The 17464-nt window shown below is 60.1% G+C and carries 16 protein-coding genes; 5 read left to right on the top strand and 11 right to left on the bottom strand.

Going from position 1 to position 17464, the window contains the following annotated elements; translation table 11 throughout:
- Positions 1-1272: UDP-glucose dehydrogenase family protein (locus D4Q51_RS09275; protein ID WP_162925085.1), on the top strand; the 1272-nt coding region annotated here is incomplete at its 5' end.
- Positions 1273-1403: 131 nt separating this feature from the next.
- Positions 1404-2861, top strand: coding sequence for a sugar transferase (locus D4Q51_RS09270; protein WP_120077454.1), 1458 nt, complete (start codon positions 1404-1406; stop codon positions 2859-2861).
- Here D4Q51_RS09270 and fcl read toward each other — a convergent pair.
- The 5 genes from fcl to D4Q51_RS09245 form a co-directional block, all read right to left on the bottom strand.
- On the bottom strand, positions 2858-3796 hold the full coding sequence (fcl, locus tag D4Q51_RS09265; protein ID WP_120077453.1) for a GDP-L-fucose synthase: 939 nt from the start codon (positions 3794-3796) through the stop codon (positions 2858-2860). The genes D4Q51_RS09270 and fcl overlap by 4 nt on opposite strands.
- Positions 3796-4860 carry a GDP-mannose 4,6-dehydratase gene (gmd, locus tag D4Q51_RS09260; RefSeq protein WP_120077452.1) on the bottom strand — a complete coding sequence of 355 codons (1065 nt, stop codon included), beginning with the start codon at positions 4858-4860 and terminating at the stop codon, positions 3796-3798. The genes fcl and gmd overlap by 1 nt, the downstream gene beginning before the upstream one ends.
- A gap of 79 nt (positions 4861-4939) precedes the next feature.
- The gene (locus D4Q51_RS09255) at positions 4940-5857 is read right to left on the bottom strand and encodes an acyltransferase family protein (RefSeq protein ID WP_120077451.1); all 918 of its coding nucleotides are present in this window, start codon (positions 5855-5857) and stop codon (positions 4940-4942) included.
- On the bottom strand, positions 5854-6867 hold the full coding sequence (gene welK, locus D4Q51_RS09250; RefSeq protein WP_120077450.1) for a beta-1,4-glucuronosyltransferase WelK: 1014 nt from the start codon (positions 6865-6867) through the stop codon (positions 5854-5856). Before welK ends, D4Q51_RS09255 begins: the two co-directional genes overlap by 4 nt.
- On the bottom strand, positions 6864-7451 hold the full coding sequence (locus D4Q51_RS09245) for a hypothetical protein (protein ID WP_120077449.1): 588 nt from the start codon (positions 7449-7451) through the stop codon (positions 6864-6866). Before D4Q51_RS09245 ends, welK begins: the two co-directional genes overlap by 4 nt.
- Positions 7452-7558: 107 nt before the next feature.
- Between D4Q51_RS09245 and D4Q51_RS09240 the strand changes: the two genes are divergently transcribed.
- From D4Q51_RS09240 to D4Q51_RS09230, 3 genes are all read left to right on the top strand, one after another.
- Positions 7559-8335, top strand: a complete 777-nt coding sequence (locus tag D4Q51_RS09240; RefSeq protein WP_338068468.1) for a polysaccharide biosynthesis/export family protein — start codon at positions 7559-7561, stop codon at positions 8333-8335.
- 133 nt (positions 8336-8468) lie between these two features.
- Complete coding sequence (locus tag D4Q51_RS09235; RefSeq protein ID WP_162925271.1) at positions 8469-10571, top strand: GumC family protein; 2103 nt, start codon at positions 8469-8471, stop codon at positions 10569-10571.
- Between the two features lie 62 nt (positions 10572-10633).
- Positions 10634-11827: a glycosyltransferase gene (locus D4Q51_RS09230; protein ID WP_162925269.1), complete on the top strand. Its 1194-nt coding sequence runs from the start codon at positions 10634-10636 to the stop codon at positions 11825-11827.
- A gap of 1 nt (position 11828) precedes the next feature.
- On the opposite strand, the gene D4Q51_RS16040 is transcribed toward D4Q51_RS09230, so the two are convergent.
- From D4Q51_RS16040 to D4Q51_RS09200, 6 genes are all read right to left on the bottom strand, one after another.
- On the bottom strand, positions 11829-12413 hold the full coding sequence (locus D4Q51_RS16040) for an acyltransferase (protein WP_120077446.1): 585 nt from the start codon (positions 12411-12413) through the stop codon (positions 11829-11831).
- A complete protein-coding gene (locus D4Q51_RS09220) occupies positions 12413-13405 on the bottom strand; it encodes a glycosyltransferase family 2 protein (RefSeq protein ID WP_240624650.1) in 993 nt (330 codons plus the stop codon). The genes D4Q51_RS16040 and D4Q51_RS09220 overlap by 1 nt, the downstream gene beginning before the upstream one ends.
- A complete protein-coding gene (locus tag D4Q51_RS09215) occupies positions 13402-14748 on the bottom strand; it encodes an O-antigen ligase family protein (protein WP_162925267.1) in 1347 nt (448 codons plus the stop codon). The genes D4Q51_RS09220 and D4Q51_RS09215 overlap by 4 nt, the downstream gene beginning before the upstream one ends.
- 94 nt (positions 14749-14842) lie before the next feature.
- Positions 14843-15847: a glycosyltransferase family A protein gene (locus tag D4Q51_RS15715; RefSeq protein WP_162925265.1), complete on the bottom strand. Its 1005-nt coding sequence runs from the start codon at positions 15845-15847 to the stop codon at positions 14843-14845.
- A complete protein-coding gene (locus D4Q51_RS09205) occupies positions 15796-16656 on the bottom strand; it encodes a sulfotransferase family 2 domain-containing protein (RefSeq protein ID WP_120077443.1) in 861 nt (286 codons plus the stop codon). The genes D4Q51_RS15715 and D4Q51_RS09205 overlap by 52 nt, the downstream gene beginning before the upstream one ends.
- Entirely contained in the window at positions 16653-17447 is a 795-nt protein-coding gene (locus D4Q51_RS09200; protein ID WP_120077442.1) for a glycosyltransferase family 25 protein, read from the bottom strand. Before D4Q51_RS09200 ends, D4Q51_RS09205 begins: the two co-directional genes overlap by 4 nt.
- Between the last annotated feature and the right edge of the window lie 17 nt (positions 17448-17464).

Here is a 17464-nt window from a genome sequence, read left to right as displayed (position 1 = left end):
GGCCTTGTTTCCGGCGCCTGTTTTGCGGATTTCGGTCACGAGGTCGTGTGCGTCGACAAGGATCAGTCGAAGATCGACGCGCTGCTGGCTGGCGAAATCCCTATTTTCGAGCCTGGGCTGGACGAGCTGGTGGCGAAGAACGTGGAAGCCGGGCGGCTGGCGTTCACGCTGGACCTTGCCGAGGCGCTGCCGGGAACGGACGCGGTGTTCATTGCAGTGGGAACGCCCAGCCGCCGCGGGGATGGCCATGCGGACCTGTCCTATGTCTATGCCGCGGCCGAAGAGATGGCGCCGCTGCTGCCGAAAGGCGTGGTGGTGGTCGACAAGTCGACGGTGCCGGTCGGCACGGGTGACGAGGTGGAGCGCATCATCCGCGAGACCGCGCCCGATCTCGAGTTCTCCGTCGCCTCCAACCCCGAGTTCCTGCGCGAGGGCGCGGCAATCGACGACTTCAAGCGGCCCGACCGCGTAGTGATCGGTGTGAACGACGAGCACGCCGAGACGGTGCTGGCGGAAATCTATCGCCCGCTCACCCGCAACGAGAGCCCGCTGGTGGTGATGAGCCGGCGCGGGGCGGAACTGACCAAGTATGCCGCCAACGCCTTCCTCGCCACCAAGATCGGCTTCATCAACGAGATCGCCGACCTGTGCGAGAAGGTGGGTGCGGACGTGCGCGATGTCGCGAAGGGCATCGGCCTCGACAGCCGCATCGGCAACCGTTTCCTGATGCCGGGGCCGGGCTATGGCGGCTCGTGCTTTCCCAAGGACACGCTGGCCCTGCTGAAGACCGGGCAGGATTACGAAAGCCCGCTGCGGATCGTGGAAAGCGTTGTCGCCAGCAACGACCAGCGCAAGCGCTCGATGGGGCGCAAGGTCATCAATGCCCTTGGCGGCGGCGACCAGCACGGCAGGACCGTGGCGGTGCTGGGGCTGACGTTCAAGGCGAACACCGACGACATGCGCGACAGCCCCGCGATCAGCGTGGTGCAGGCGTTGCAGGATGCAGGGATCAGGGTGAAGGCCTACGATCCCGAAGGCATGGAGCAGGCGAAGAAGGTGATCGACAAGGTGACCTATTGCGAGGGGCCCTACGAAGCGATGGACGGCGCCGACGCCGCCGTGATCGTGACCGAGTGGGACACCTTCCGCGCATTGGACCTGGAGCGCATGAAAGGCCTGCTGAAAACGCCCCTGCTGGTAGACCTCAGGAACCTCTACAGCCGCACCGACGTCGAACGCCACGGGTTCGAATACGTCGCCGTGGGGCGGTGAAGGCAGTCTACGGTCGCCGCCGGAGATCCGCTTTTTCTCGCAAGTGCAAAAAACAGATGAAATCGTAGTACAAACGGTATAGGTGTAATCACCTAGCCGCCGCGCCGAAGTCGTTTGCACAGGGGCCTTTCATGGAGTTGTTGGATTCGGAACGCCACGCAGTGGCGGAAGTCTCGCCCTCCCGGACGCCCGAACAGGCAGAGGCACGCCGGCGACTGCCTGCGCCTCCGCATAACGGTCTGGCAAGTTCGCTCGAGCACAAGCGTCTTCAGTACTACATCGTCATGATGCTGGCCGATATCGGCTTGATGATCGTATCCTTCGCGGTCGCAACGCTGCTCTATTATGATGTGTCTCCGACCTACAGGGAGATGCAGTCGGGCCTCGTTCCGCTCTATTTGCTTCTTCCGCTCTTTCTGACGATCGCGTTGTACAACGGCTGCTATTCGCTCAATTCGCTCACCGGGGCGAATTCGGCTGTCCTCAAGGCAGTCACGGCAGTCCTCGTGTCTGCCGCGCTACTCAACTTCTTCGCCTTCTTCGCCAAGATGAATGCGGAATTCTCGCGTATCATTTTCACGTCGGGGATCGTTGGTGCGTTGGCCATGATGGCGATTTTCCGTTTCGGATTTTCCCGCTGGCTGACGGCTCAATGGGGACCGAACCCGAAAAACCAGCTTGTGATCAACGATGGCGGTCCGCGCTTCGTGCTGCCGTTCGCATTCCATATCGATGCCGAGGAACACGGGATTGAGCCGCGGTTCGACGATCCGGCTTCGCTCGACCGGCTTGCCAAATATCTGTGCAACATGGACGAAGTCGTCGTGAGTTGCCGCACGGAAGACAGGCTGGCTTGGGCCGAAGTGTTGAAGGGTTCGGGCAGACATGGTGAAATCGTGTCCGAATTCACGCGCGAAATCGGTGCACTCGGCGTGATCCACCACGATGCGGCGAATGTCAGTTCGCTACAGGTTTCAACCGGGCACCTGGGCATGAGGGCGCGCGTCCTCAAGCGCGTGTTCGATATCGTGACCTCGCTTGCGGCACTCATCGTGCTTTTGCCATTGATGCTTGCGGTGGCGGTCGCGATTAAGCTGCACGATGGCGGTTCCGTCATGTTTCTGCAGCGTCGCATCGGCCGGGGGAACCAGTTCTTCGATATCTACAAGTTCCGCTCGATGCGCGAAGCCGATGCCAACGGCAGTCGTTCGGCGTCGAAGGACGATGACCGGATCACTCCGATCGGCCGTTTTATCCGCCGGACCAGCATCGACGAACTTCCTCAACTCATCAACGTCCTGAAGGGCGACATGAGTCTGGTCGGCCCCCGCCCACATGCGCTCGGATCGAAAGCCGGCAGCAAGCTGTTCTGGCAAGTGGACCGCAAGTACTGGCAGCGCCACGGTCTGCGTCCGGGGATTACGGGGCTTGCGCAAGTGCGCGGATATCGCGGCGCAACGGATACCGAGGCCGACCTCACCGACCGGCTGAATGCGGATCTCGAATATATACAGGGCTGGAGCCTGTGGCGCGATATCAAGATCCTGTTCGCGACCGTGACCGTCCTGGTCCACGATCGCGCGTTTTAGTTCGTGCCATCGCCTCTCAGGAAGGCGCGATAGGCATCCGCAATGCCATCGCGCAGGCCGATCTTAGGCTTCCAGCCCATCGCGGCAATCTTGTCACCGCTCATCAGCTTGCGCGGGGTCCCATCGGGCTTCGAGGTGTCTTTGGTGATCTTGCCGTCGAAGCCGACGACTTCGCATACCATCTCCGCAAGCTTGATGATCGGGATATCGCTTCCCGATCCCAAATTGACGTGCTCTTCGTCCGAATAGTTTTTCAGCAGGAAGACGCAGCCGTCTGCCAGATCGTCGACATGCAGAAACTCGCGCCGCGGCGAACCGGTGCCCCAAATCTCGATGGATGAAGCGCCGCTTTCCTTTGCCTCGTGGGCCTTGCGGATCAGCGCAGGCAGCACGTGGCTGCTGGACAGGTCGAAGTTATCGCCCGGACCGTAAAGGTTGGTGGGCATGGCGCTGATGTAGTCGCAAACGTGCTGTCGGCGATAAGCCTGGCACAGCTTGATGCCGGCGATCTTCGCAACGGCATACCATTCGTTGGTCGGCTCAAGCGGGCCGGTCAGCAGGGCCTCTTCGGGAATGGGCTGCGGAGCCATCTTTGGATAGATGCACGAGGAGCCCAGAAACAGCAGCTTTTCGACGTCGTTCCTGTAGGCGGCCTCGATAAGGTTCGCCTCGATCATCAGGTTGTCGTAGAGAAAATCGGCAGGGTAGGTGTCGTTGGCAAGTATGCCGCCAACTTTGGCCGCTGTAACTATCACGGCGTCAGGCTTGGTCGCGACGTACCATTCACGCACCAGAGCCTGTTCGCGCAGGTCCACACTTCGATCAGCCGTCAGGACTTCGCAGCCCTCGCTTGCCAGCCTGCGAACGATTGCGGAGCCCACCATGCCCTTGTGACCGGCCACGTAGACACGTTTGCCCTTGAGTTCATATGCCATCAGTCGAACCCGGCAATCGGTTCGTCACGCATGATCTTGAGATCGGCTTCAACCATCTCGCGCGCCAGTTCACGCGGAGAGGTTTCGTGCCGCCAGCCCAGTTTCTGGTGCGCCCTGGAGGGATCGCCGAGAAGCAGTTCGACCTCGGTCGGGCGGAAATAGCGCGGGTCTACTTCGACAAGGCAGCGCCCGTCGCTTCTCGCGTAGCCCTTTTCGTCCACGCCCTCGCCGCGAAACTCGATGGGCACTCCGGCATCCTCGAAAGCCCATAACACGAAGTCACGCACATGGGTCGTTTCGCCAGTAGCGAGCACATAGTCGTCAGGTTCTTCCTGCTGCATCATCATCCACATCCCGCGCACGTATTCGCGCGCGTGGCCCCAGTCGCGCTGGGCATCGAGATTACCGAGATAGAGTTTTTCTTGGCGGTCCAGAGCAATCGCTGCAGCGGCACGGGTGATTTTTCGGGTGACGAAAGTCTCGCCGCGCAGCGGGCTTTCGTGATTGAAAAGGATGCCGTTGCTGGCGTGAATCCCGTAAGCCTCGCGGTAGTTCACCGTGATCCAGTAGGCATAGAGCTTGGCCGCGGCATAAGGGCTGCGCGGATAGAACGGCGTAGTCTCGCGTTGCGGGACTTCTTGCACCAAACCATACAGTTCGGAGGTAGATGCCTGGTAGAAACGGGTCTTCTTCTCCAGCCCGAGGATGCGGATCGCTTCCAGCAGGCGCAGGGTGCCCACGGCATCGGCATTGGCAGTATATTCAGGCGTTTCGAAGCTGACTGCAACATGGCTTTGCGCGGCGAGATTGTATATTTCGTCGGGCTGTACCTCCTGCACGATGCGGATCAGGTTAGTGCTGTCCGTCAGATCACCATAATGCAGGTGGAAGCGCTGGTTGTCGACGTGCGGATCTTGGTAGATATCCTCGATTCGACCGGTGTTGAAGCTCGACGATCGACGCTTCACCCCGTGAACCTCGTAACCCTTTTCCAGCAGGAGATGGGCAAGATAGGCACCATCTTGGCCGGTCACGCCGGTAATAAGGGCAACACGGTGGCTCATTAAATTCTGCCTCTGCAAACATCGATTTGCGCGCTCGGTTGGCCGAATTGGCCTGCGAAGGCAAGCGTAGCATTCCGGACTATCCGAGAATGTACCTAGTGGCCGGAACCAGCTTTCGCGCGAGCAGGACGCCGATTGCAGAGGCGACAAATGCCACTACCGCTGCAAACAGCGAAGTCCTTTCGAGGAAAGCGCCGACAACTGCAAGGGCAAGAGCGTGGACGAGATATACGCCCATCATGCAACTGGACAATGCCTCGACAGAAAAAGGCACCTTCGGAGAATAGAGCGCCAGGAGAACAAGCGGCAGTGCAAGGCCATAGGCCACGGAAATCCCGCGCGCATCCTGCCAGATGGCGATCGCGGCAGCGACAAGGATGGCCACTACGGCAAACAGGCGAAGTTTCCGGGCTGAAGTTGCCGCGCCCAGCGCCAGACCGGCGAGGACTGCCGGAGCCGCCTGAAGCCACTGCGCAACAGGGGGGGCGGCGACATCGCCCGTGGCCCGCCAATGCGGAACCAGCGCCATCATCGCGACGAGTCCCGCAGCGGCGATAACGATTTGCGGAACAGGGCCGGTCAATCGTTTCCAGATTGCGACTGCACACATTACCGCGAAGATGAATGGCAGGAACCACAGGTGCGGCGAGGTTCCGTAAAGAATCGCCGCCCCCGGTGTGAGGTCGGGGTTCACGATCCAGCCCTTGGTGACGAAATTCAGCGCTCCATGCACTGCCAGGAACACTGCCCATGGCAGGAGCAGCCGCACAGCAAGCGTCGGCAGATTGCGCTGTTTCTCCCAGGCACTGGCGTCATAGAAGGGCGACAGGAAGAGGAAGATCACAAGGCCGGCGTAACCGACTGGTGCATATTCGCCCTGTGCATGAAAGACCACGATCCCGAACGCTGCGATAATCCGCAGTAGTTCGACGTTCTGGTTGCGAGGGGCGGACTTCGTGGCAACCACGAGAGATGCCCCCGGCGGTACTGGCATCATGCACGTCCCTTCACTATTTCATCCAGTCGCTGGATCATCGCGGTATAGTCCGTCGCGACTGCTCGCGGTGTGAAAGTGCGGGCCTGCAACAGCGCTTGCTCGAACTCTTCGGGCGTCTCCGCTGTCAGAACAAGGCCCCGGCCGACGAAATTCTGGGTGATCTCCGCCTGGTGGTTGTCGTAGTGCTCACCATGTTCGAACCGGCGGGGCAGAACGATCGTCGCGCATCCGTGTTGCAGGGCTGTGATGATCGAGCCGGTACCGCCATGGCAGACAACTATGCGGGCGCGTGCGAGGATGCTCTTGATGGTATCGAACGGCAGCGTTTCGACAATCTCCAGTCCTTCACACTCCGCATTGGTGCCGGAATCTTTACCGACCTGAAGGATGACTTTCTCAGGAATGGCCTCAGCCTGTTTCGCGGCAAGGACGGTTCGTGTCAGGCGAGGGAACGGAAGGGTCGCGCCAACCGTGGCGAACACGAGATCTTCCTTTTCGCCTGCCAGGCTCTGCGTTTCCCGCAGCGGATCGAATATTTCAGCGCCCTTCCACATTTGCCCTGATACTTCGGATTGGGCCAGCCGATGGTGTGCGAGCGGCCCTGCGAGCCGAGCAAAACCGCTTGGGCTGTCGAACCTCGCGAAACTGTCAATCAGGATGATGCGGGCACCCAGCAGGCGCGCCCAGAAAACGATGAAGAGCTGGGAGCCTGCACCGGTGGTGATGACCACATCCGGGCGCTTTTTGCGAATGATCCCGAAGCTGCGCAGCAGGCTGCGGAACGCGGCTCCCAGCATGGCAAGCGGTTTGCCGAGCTTGGCTTGCCCGATGGCGAAGTGCGGCACGAAATGGGTTTCGTGCTTTTTGGCAATGCTTTGTCCAAGAGCAGTGTCTTCGGTGACGAAGAAGTATTCATGTCTGGACCACAGCGGCTGCAGATCCAGCAGCTGCCGGACATGACCTCCACCCGAAGCGGCTAGGCAAAGGCGAGGCTTCGTGGTCGTCGTCATGGCTGGTCCCTGAATCTTGGTCGGTGCGGCTTGTGGGTGCGGCTACCGCGAGTGCCCGGTTTTCTGCGTGGATCGGGCGTGCGGAGGGCCAGCAGGGCGCAGCCAGCGACGAGAAGCGTCAATCCGGCATCGATCAGCCAGTTGCCCTTCACCGGACCATAATAGAGTAACTGGTCGACCGAATGCAGCGACAGCAATCGCAAGGCGAAAAGTGGCGCGAATGCCAGTGCCGCCATTTCGGCCACCGCAAGGTAGCGTTGTGGACCATGCGTCCTTGAGATGTGGTGCCATGCTGCCATGCCCATGATGAACAGCGCGATTGCGGCGGCGACAAGCAACGGGCCCTGAACCTCAGCGCGATCGGCGTAGAGCTGGCTCTGACGAAGTGCCTGTCGCAACGACCTGCGGACTATTTCCTCGACTGCGAAAAATCTTATCGCTGCAAGTGCGATGAAAGCAGCTGACACGATGCCCCAGCGAAGGCTTCTATGCTGCGGGGAAAGCGTCTTGCGGGCGCAATATGCTGCGATGCAGCATAATGCTGCAGTCAGGAGATACAGACCTATCGCGGCATAGGTGATCATATCGTTTTCAGTCGTTCTCAGCCGATGGAATTTATACTAGGTAATTAAAGGGGAAGCTCGAGTTGGCACTGACCGTAGTTGCCCTTAAAAACGCCTTGCTCTACGCGATGCAGCGTCTATACCGCAACTGCGAAATAAACGGATGGAGCCGGATGCAGGGTCTACGATTTTTGAGAGTAAGCGGGTCACGAAGTTTCGCAGCATTGCCTGTGATCGTGGCAGTGGCATTGCTGGGTGCATGTACGACTGGCCGGCCCATTGAGCCCGGCCTTGCAGTAACGGCGCCGGACCCTTCATATGGCCAGGAACCTTTCGCTTACCAGATTCGCGAAAATTATCCGCTCAACCCCACTGACATCGTGCAGATCTCGGTCTTCCGCGAGCCCGACCTTTCGTTTGATTCGGTCATGCTGAATTCCGATGGGCAAGTGGTCATGCCGCTACTTGGCCCGGTGCAACTTGCCGGTCTGACGCCGACCATGGCTAGCGAGCGACTGGAGGAGCTTTACGGAACCCGTTACCTGCGCAATCCGCAAGTTTCGGTGAACATCCGCGAGTTCGCTTCTCACCGCGTTACCGTTGAAGGCAAGGTCGAAAATCCGGGCGTATTCGAGTTCCAGCCGGGCACCCGACTTTCGGGCGGTATCGCTCTTGCGAACGGCACGACACGCGTTGCCGACCTTCAGGATGTAGCCGTATTCCGGCAGGTCGAAGGCGGCATGGCCGTTGCCAAGTTCGACTACGCTGCGGTGCGTTCGGGCCAAATGCTCGACCCCGTACTCATGCCCGGCGACCGGGTGGTCGTGGGGACGAGCGAGCTGTCGCAGGCCTGGCAGGATTTCCTGCAGGCCGTTCCCGTTTTCGCACTGTTCACTCGTTTCTAAGAAGAGAGCTGCCGGTATGGTCGGAAATCAAGAGCACTCGGGCGGTACATCTCTCGTCGATCGATACTTGCCTAATCGCGCCACCGCATACGACGGCCCTCACGAATCCAGCGATGGCGGTATGATGTTTGACATGACCGCGATTCGCGCGGTTCTCTGGCGCCAGCGGTTCGTGATCGTCGCGGTCGTGCTGGCGGCGCTGCTGGCAGGTTTCGTCATGACGATGCTCGCGACGCCGGTCTACCAATCATCGACCACTGTCCGCGTGGAAGTCTACGGCGACCGGGTGATCGCGGGGCAGGAGCTCGTCGACCCCTACATTCCCGTCAACGAAATTGATTTCCATATCGCTACGCTTGCTCGCGTCGTTCGCAGTCAGGCGATGGCCGAAGCCGTCGTCGAGCAGCTTGATTTGCATCGCTCCGCCCGCGTCATGGGGGACGACGCTCCCCTTGCGCCGCCTGAAGGGGTGAACGCGGCCGCCTGGGAGGCCCAGCAGATCAAGGTCGCAGCAAATCGGATCAAGGGAAGCGTATCGGCGGCGCCGAGCAACAACGTCCGCTTGATCACCATTACCTATGAATCGCCCGATCCCGAATTCGCGCAGCAGATGGCGAATGCCTATGGCGAAGCGTTCCTGACCTATGATCTGCGCGCCGCGACAGAGCAGACGGAATACGCCCGCGACTTCCTGCGTGACGAAATCGCCAAGACGCGCGAAGAGCTTGAAGAAGCAGAAACGCGTGCCATCAGCTATGCACGCGCCAACCGCCTGATCGGCCAGCCCGGATCAGGCGATGGCGACTACGTTGCAGGCTCGGGAACGGCACCGACTCTTAGCAGCGCCAATCTCCAGCAGCTGAACAGCGAGCTGACGGCTGCACGCACGGCCCGCATCGCAGCCGAGCAGCGCTGGCGCAGTGTCGCCAATCTTCCGGCGCGACTGATTCCGGAAGTGCAGCAGAACGGTTCGGTCCAGGCGCTCGAACAGCAGAGCGTGGAACTCGAGAACCGGATCGCATCTCTGCGCGAGCGCTACCAGGATGACTATCCTGACCTGCGCGACGCACTCCAGCAGCTCGAACGCGTCAACGAAGCGCTCGAGCAGACGAGGCAGGATATCAAGTCCACCATCCAGAACGCTTACGAAGTCGCCAGAAGGCAGGAAGCTGCGCTGGCCGGAGAAGTAAGCGACACGGCAAATGAAACGCTCGACGAGCAGGATCGCCGGGTTCAGTACAATCTCATCACGCGCGAAGTTGTCGCTCTCAGGCTGCAGCTTCAGAACCTGATCGAGCGTTCCACGCAGATCTCGGCCGCCGCAAATCTGCGCAGCAGCGATCTCTCGATCCTAGATCGCGCTGACAGGCCGGGTGCACCAGTGTCTCCGGACCTGATGGAAAACCTTCTCATCGCACTTGCTCTCGGCCTCGGCCTGGCAGCGGCAATTGCGGTTCTTCGTGAGACGCTGGATGACAAGATCCGCAGCTTCGAGGATATTCAGCGCAAGCTCGGCATCGACGGCCTTGGCCACACACCTTACGTGTCGGACCCGGTCAGCGAAGAGATCCACGATACGTTCTCTCCCCTCAGCGAGAGTTACGCATCTATCCGTGCATCGCTGGATGCGGCCTTGCCGACAGAAGGCACGCCCGTCATTCAGTTGACCAGTTCGCAAGGTGGCGAGGGCAAGTCTACCACGGCGGCGGCCTTGGCAGAGAAATATGCAAGGCTCGGGCGCAAGGTGCTCCTGGTTGATCTCGACCTGCGCCGCCCGACCGTTCACGTGCAACAGGGACTTCCGCGCCCCGACAACGGTGTCGTCGACGTACTTTACGAGCGTGTCCCGCTGGAAAGGGCTGTCGCAAGGAACGAGGCCACCGGCGTTCACATTCTCGGTGTCTCGAAAATTCCTGAAAACCCGGTCGAGATCCTCTCGTCGGGCCTCGTGCGGGAATCCATCGCGCGCTGGCGTCAGGAATTTGACGTGATCTTGATCGACTGTTCGCCTGTGTTGGGTATTGCGGATGCTCCGCTTGTCAGCCGTTACTGCGATGCTACCGTCTTCGTTGTCGAAGCGAACCGCACGAGCGGTCGTCAGGCACGGCAGGCGATCCGCAGGATGCGCGAAATGGGCGGCAACGTCGTGGCCTCGATCCTTACCAAGTATCAGGCCATGAGCGCAGGCGAGAGCTACAATTATCAGTACCAGTACTACAGTTACGGCGACAAGTGATTCGTGTTCGCGCTCGCTAGCGCACGGCGCATTCAGCGGACTTCCGGGCAGGAGAAAGCGTCTTGCGAGTTCTGCACCTATCCGCTGACTTCCCCGACCCGGTAGAGGCTGCAAAAACCAAGGCTGTGAAAGCCTTGGTCGATCGGACAGCAGAGCAGTTCGACCATCGCGTCATCTCGCTGAACAGGCGTTTTCCCGGCGTTGCCTCGTTTGCATCAAAGATTCTGCGCAATCCAGGCCAGCCCCTGCCCGAAACTCAGTTCGGTGAGTTTCCGTATGGTACGACGGCAATCTATCCAGCGCCGCCGCGCGGCATATTGCACCGCACGATGCTGGAGCGACTGGCCGACGAAATCGCCCACACCGTTCTGCGGGAGGAGAAGCCTGATCTGATCGTCGGCCATAAACTGACGGTAGAGGGGTTCTGCGCCTATCGCATCGCACGCAGGCTGGGAGTTCCCTACGCGCTCGTGCTGCAGGGCGACACAGACCAGAAAATCCTTTCAGCCCGGCCCGACTTGCGCGCTCATCTTGGCAAGGTGTTCCACGAGGCGGCTTGGGTCTTCCCGTTTTCGCCCTGGTCGCTCATCAGCGTGGAATCGTATTTGGGTAAGCGTAGCGGTCCGACCACGATGCTGCCCTGCATCCCTGCGATCGAAGACATCACACCTCCGCAGGTGAACGATTCATACCTGCTAAGCGTCTTTCACCTCAAGAGTGCCAGCAGGAAGAACCTGAAAGCGATCATGGAGGCGCAGCGCATCAATCGGACAGAAGGCAGACACTATGACCTGCGCATCATCGGTGGAGGCTCAGAAGAAGACTGGGCCAATGCTCGCGCGCTGACCGCCTCGGACACGCACACCACCCTCGCGGGAGAGCGCGATGCAGCCGATGTGCGCAGCGAAATGGCTGGTGCCACGGGGTTCGTTCTTCCTTCGAAGCGCGAGACGTTTGGCATGGTGTTCATCGAGGCGCTGTTTTGCGGCCTACCGATAATCTATCCGTCGGGGACAGCTGTTGATGGTTTGTTCGATTACGCGCCCTTCGCGATAGGTGTCGATCCGGAGGATTACTCAGCGCTTGCAAAGGCCATGACCAAGCTTGTCGAAAACGAGGCTGAATTGAAAGCTACGCTCGCGGACTGGCAGCTCAGCGAGGATGCCTTGCGGTTCAACGGAACAGCCATCGGCGATGCTTTTGCTGAAGGCCTGAGGGGCGCAGTCGGACAGGGTGCGTCAGGCGCACTCAGCTAGGTCAGTTTCGGGAAGGTGGGTCCATGCTGCGCTGGCTGACGATCTTCGCCGGTGAACCTGCTACAATCGCTCCGGGCGGTACGTCGCCCTTCACCACTGCGCCTGCTGCCACGATCGCCCCATCGCCGATCGTAGAGCCAGGCAGGACAATGGCGCGCGTCGCGAGCCAGACGTCGTTACCGATAATCACGTCCGCTTCGTCCATGGTCTGATCGGTTACAGGCGATCCGTCGTTGTAGCGATAGCTGGCAGCGGTCAGCATTACTTCCGGCCCGAACAGCACATCGTTGCCGATGACAATGCGGCCGTTACTCGACCCCGGCCAGATATGGCAACGCGAGCCGATGCGGACACGGTCGCCAATTTCGATGCGTTCGGGATGATCGAAACAAACATCAGGACTGATGCTCGGCTGCGATCCGATCGCTATGGCTCGCAAGGGCCGGACGTGCGTGTAATTGTAGTAGTTCACCAACTTCAGCAGGTGGGCCCATGCGCGGGGGTCGAGAACTGAGCGCAGCAGGCGATTGCGCCGTGCCTTGCGGTCAAGCGAGCGCTTGCGAACGGGCATCGCTTCGTCTGCCATCAGTAGCTCTTCAGCCACTCGCGCCGGCGCTGCCACATGTTGCGCCACATATCGCGGGTCTCGCGGCTGGTACGACCCAGCTTCCACAGAGCGAGCGATCCGAGCCGCCTGTTGGCGACCCAAAGCCACATGAGGGCGATACCGAATGGCTGGGAAAACTTGCCCCAGTGATCACGGATCAGAGTTGCTCGCGAGCGCATCAATCGAACCAGCTTATCCTCGCGCACCTTCGACGCTGCGCCAACGAGGTGCATGATCTGCGCATCGGGTGTGATCATGGGAGAGTAACCGAGTCGCGCTGCGCGCAGACACATATCCGCCTCTTCCCCATACATGAAATACCGCGAATTGAAGCCGCCGAGCTCGTGCCAAAGGGCGGTTCTGATCATCAGGAAGCAGCCGACAACGATATCCACCTCGCGTACACTGTCGCGCTTCCATCCACCGATCCCTTCCGGATTGAAAAACTCGGAGTCCGGGAACGCGCGCGAAAGTCCTGTCGTGCTGCAAAACAGGCTCCAGATGCTCATCCGGTTCCAACAGGAAGCGCGGTTTAGCGATCCATCGGGAAAGACGGTACGCCCACCGACGATGCCGGCCTGCGGATTGGCCTGCGCGAATCTCAGAAGGTTCTCGATCGCATTCGGGTGAGTCTCCGTGTCGGGATTGAGGAGCAGCAGCCACTCGGTAGTCGCCGTCTTGGCCACTTCGTTGTTGGCCCTGGCGAAGCCGACGTTTTCCTCACACTCGATGAGTTCGACATCGGGAAACGCCTCGGCGATTGCCTGGGCAGAACCGTCGGCGGAATCGTTGTCCCATACGACAAGCCGGAAGCTTACATCTCCGGCGTTCTCGAAAAGGGTTTCGATCGCGCGAAGCGTCAATTCACGTGTGTTGTAACTCACCATGATGACGGTGACCTGCGGGCCACCGGCAACCGGCTGGAAAACTGCCTCATCTGCGTTCAACGGATCGGAGGAAATCTCGTTCAACGGCTCTGCCCCTTCCAGCCGTTGACCCATTTTTCGAACGGAACGGCAGAAGCGGAAACGCAGATGCCGAACAGCATGTGGAACCAGGTCTGCACGCCGCCGAAAAAGGCCACGGTCGCGCCGCACAGCAAGAATGTGAAGAAGCAGATATTGAGGCCGATTTGCAGCTGCCGGTCAGCCTTTGTCAGCAATGCGGCACGCCGTCCGCACCGGACCATGGTGAGAATTGCGGCAAACAGGATCGTGACGGGAACGAGGACGCCGGAGCGGATGCCCCAAAGGATCCAGTGGTTGTCGACGCTCGCGACCATCCAGCTGGGCCTCTCGAAATTCTCGAAGCCGATACCGAACACAGGATAATTCGCTATCGACGCCAAGCCGTATTCGATGATCCTGATGCGGTTGTATGCAGACCCGGAACTGATGCTAAAACGCGCTGACAATTCCAGCAGGTTCGCCTCGGTGATGACTTCCAGTACGACCAATCCAAGAATCGCGCCCCAGATGAACAGCGGCCAGCTCAGCGTTGCGAAGTAGCGGCGGAAATGCTCATAGCCGAGCAGCCCGATCACGATCATCAGCGCAAGAAATGAAGCCGAACTGAGCGAGAAGAACGCGCACAGACCCGCGACGATCGCGAGAAGACGGGGCCAGGACTTGATCTGAGATGGCCAGTACAGGGCGATCATGCCGCTGAGAAAGAGGCCCGCGAGGATCGGGTGAGGGAACGGCCCGTAGGCGCGCATGAGGCCAAGCCTGAACTCCTGCCTGATGGTATTGCGCACGCCGGTACTGGCACCTTCGTTATAGACACCCAGCGGTGAGAATATCTGCCCGGCGAAGGGTTTGACGAGGAAGCGCTGGCTCAGCGATTCCAGCGCCATTATGAAGCCTGAGAAAATTACGCCCGGTGCAATGAGAACGAGGAAGCGCCGCAAATCCTGCAGCGACTTGATCGACGCTCTGGCAATCAGGTACGGCAGCGCAAGGTCGAGCGATAGCGCCACACCGCGGCCGAAGCCTTCGGCGAAGCCATAGTATGCCGCGAATGAAACCGTGATCCACGCCGCGGCGAGCAGAATGAGCCAGTCGATCGCAGTCAGTACCAGCCTGCCCGTTACCAGGCGGCTTGTCAGCCAGGGAAGCAAGAGCAGCCCGATGATCCTGTAGGAGAACAGGTTCTGGCCCGCGATGTCGAGCCGGACTTCCTGCGGCGCCATTGCGGCATAGGCTAGCAGAACGGCTGGCAATATCGCCTTCACTTCGGGTGTGAGGAGCTTGCCTCGACTTTGGCCGACCATCTGTCTTCGAGGGAATGTCGTTGCCATCAGATAATCTGCCAAATGCTCTCAGGGCGCTGTCCCGCCGAAATCGCGCAGCCGGTAGACAGCACCGTCTCGCCATGAGGCGCGCGCACCTGGGACTTTAGCGGCAAAGTCATTTGATAACACCCCCGGTCCTGTCCACTCCCCTGTTCGACCTGTTGTAGCCGAGTGCGCTGCGGGCAATTTTCGCCGCGCCGACCATCTTGTTGGGGTGGATCGCCAGTGCCTTGAGCAGGATCATGGTCTTGCTTCCGGAAATTCGCCCGGCCTTGGCCAGTTGTGCGCGGTCCAGCTGGTTGTCGAGCAAGGCCTTGCGCGCAAGATCGTGCGAACCTGCAATATCCGGTCGCGCAAGGATGCCGCGAAACTGTCGCTCTTTCAGGGTGCAGGCTTGTGCCGGGTCCTTGCCGCGCAGCAGCGACAAGGCTTCTTCGTCACCCTCGGTACGGATTACCTCTGCCGCGATAGAGCCTCGTACGACAAAGGGACCGAGAGCGGCAATGCGATGCGCCAGTTCGGTGTCTTCGTCGATCTGGAAGCTTGTATCGAACCCACCGACCATGCGAAATGCATCGGCTCTGATGGCGGCCGTCTGCAAATAGAACGAATGCAGGAACCGTGTGAGCGGCTGCTCCACGGCCCGCACGGTGCCGGCGGCCAGTTCCAGCCCGATCGCGTCAAAGAAGGTGCGGGACGGATCCCTCAGGCCGCGGAAGCGCAGGTCGCTTACGTGAGCGACAACCTGCGCATCGGCCGCGGCGATGTCGCGGCGCAAGGTGGTCATGCGTTCAGGCAGCCAGATGTCGTCGCTGTCGAGAAACGTGATCCAGTCGCTGTTGGCTGAAAAACATCCTTCATTGCGCGCCGAAGCCACGCCGCCGTTGTCCTTGCGGATGACTGTAATGGCATCTGAGAATCCGGCAAGAACCGCTGGAGTGTCGTCTGTACTGCCATCGTCGACGACGATGATTTCCTCGGGCTTTTCGTCTTGCGCCAGCACGCTCTCGATCGCCGTGCCGACGGTTTCGGCACGGTTGAAAGTGGGGATGACGACGGCAAATGATGTCACTGGGCAGCGCTTTCGGCTTGCAAGGCGGGCGCGCTGACGGACTGCCACAACGCCATGTCCTTCGCGTAATGCCGGGCAAGGAACTGTTCGACCTGCATCTTGTCGAAAGTGGACGCCAGGGCGTCGCCCCGGTCTCGATAAAGCGCCCGCTTGAGACCCGGCTTCAAGCCCTCGGGAAGGCTGCGCTTGATGCCTTTCGCGAGGCCGCCATGCTTCGTGACCATATCCTGCAGCCAGCCGAACCTGTGAACCTTCGATGCATTGGCCCGCTTGCCGGAAAAGGATTCGAACGCGATCTCTTCGGGACCGAAGTGTTCTACCAGATCGGCCTCGAGAGCGGCCAGATCGTGCGTTGGATAGAGGTTCTGAACGATACGCTCGTCGCCCAGATCGATAAAGTCGACCTGCGGCTGGAAATGGATGTAATCGGGCGGGAGGTTCGGCGATCTCGCGAACAGAGCGTCGAGCTCGTCGAAAGCTTTCGACAGCGCATCGGCGAGCGCTTGCGGCGGCAGGTCCTGAACGGGAATGGCGTGAAATTGCTTCAGCCGCTGGGTCACGGCGGAAACGAGGCGCCCGGCGGGATCGCGGACCAGCGCAAATGCTGAATAGGCGCGGATTTTCGCCATCACTTCGGGGAAAAACTGCTGCAACTGGCCGAGAGTGATGTGGTGGATATCGATGTACGTCTCGCCGCCATCGGGCGAATAGGTCAGCTCCAGCACCGGATGCGGCGTCATACCGGCAACCAGATCCGCTTCGTGATCGTCGTGCTGCTCCAGCGCCAACCGAACCGTGGTGCCCGCGCATTTGGGAATGTGGATGAAAGCTGTTCGCGTGGCGTCGTTTATGATCATGACGCCGATCCCCGGGACCTGAACCGGCGGTCGATAAATGACTTCGCCTTCTCGCGCAGATACATCGCGCGTATCTTGCTTTCTTCGTCCCTGCGGAAACGGTTCACGCCGGCCATCCCCGACTTGCTCGCATAACGGTCGTCGCCGATCTGGGACGGCAGGGTCTGCTCGATCAGCGGTGCGGGGAAAATCGTCATGTTCGGCAGGCCATGGACCCACGACCGGTCCATCTGGTCGTCGATGGGCATCTGCAACCGTGCGCAGGCTTCGTGCAGTATCTCGGCACCGCGCCGGGTGACGATGTAGCCTTGTGTTCCCTTGGACCAGCCGAATAGCTCCACAAGCTGGTGGCGGTCGGAAACGAAGTCGCGCTGCCTCACCATGTGACGCACGGGATACTTGTAGAACAAACGCAAGTAGTGAAGCCCGCGTGTTCCCAGGTCCGTCGCGCAAAGGGCGTCAACCATCGCCCAGTCGACAAGCACGTCATCTTCGAGGATCAGGTACTGATCCGCATCGCTTCGCAGCAATTCCTCCCACAGGGCGTAATGGCTGGAATAGCAGCCGATCTCGCCCTTCGAGAGTTCGCGCCCGTAAGTGCTCCGCACCTCGGCTGCGTCATAGCGCAGTGTCGAATGCAGCGACGTGCATGCATCGAAGAAGGACCAGCTGGCGGAAATACCTTCGGTTCGCTGTGCGAATGCCTCCCGACGTTCCGCGGCATCGGACATGCTGATCACGCGGATTCCCGTAGTCGGCCGAGATGCTGCTGCGGGAGTTTCTGAACTCATGGGTGCAAAATGCCTCG

Source organism: Aurantiacibacter odishensis (assembly GCF_003605195.1).
Taxonomy (GTDB): domain Bacteria; phylum Pseudomonadota; class Alphaproteobacteria; order Sphingomonadales; family Sphingomonadaceae; genus Alteraurantiacibacter; species Alteraurantiacibacter odishensis.
This window is presented reverse-complemented; position numbering and strand designations above follow the sequence as displayed.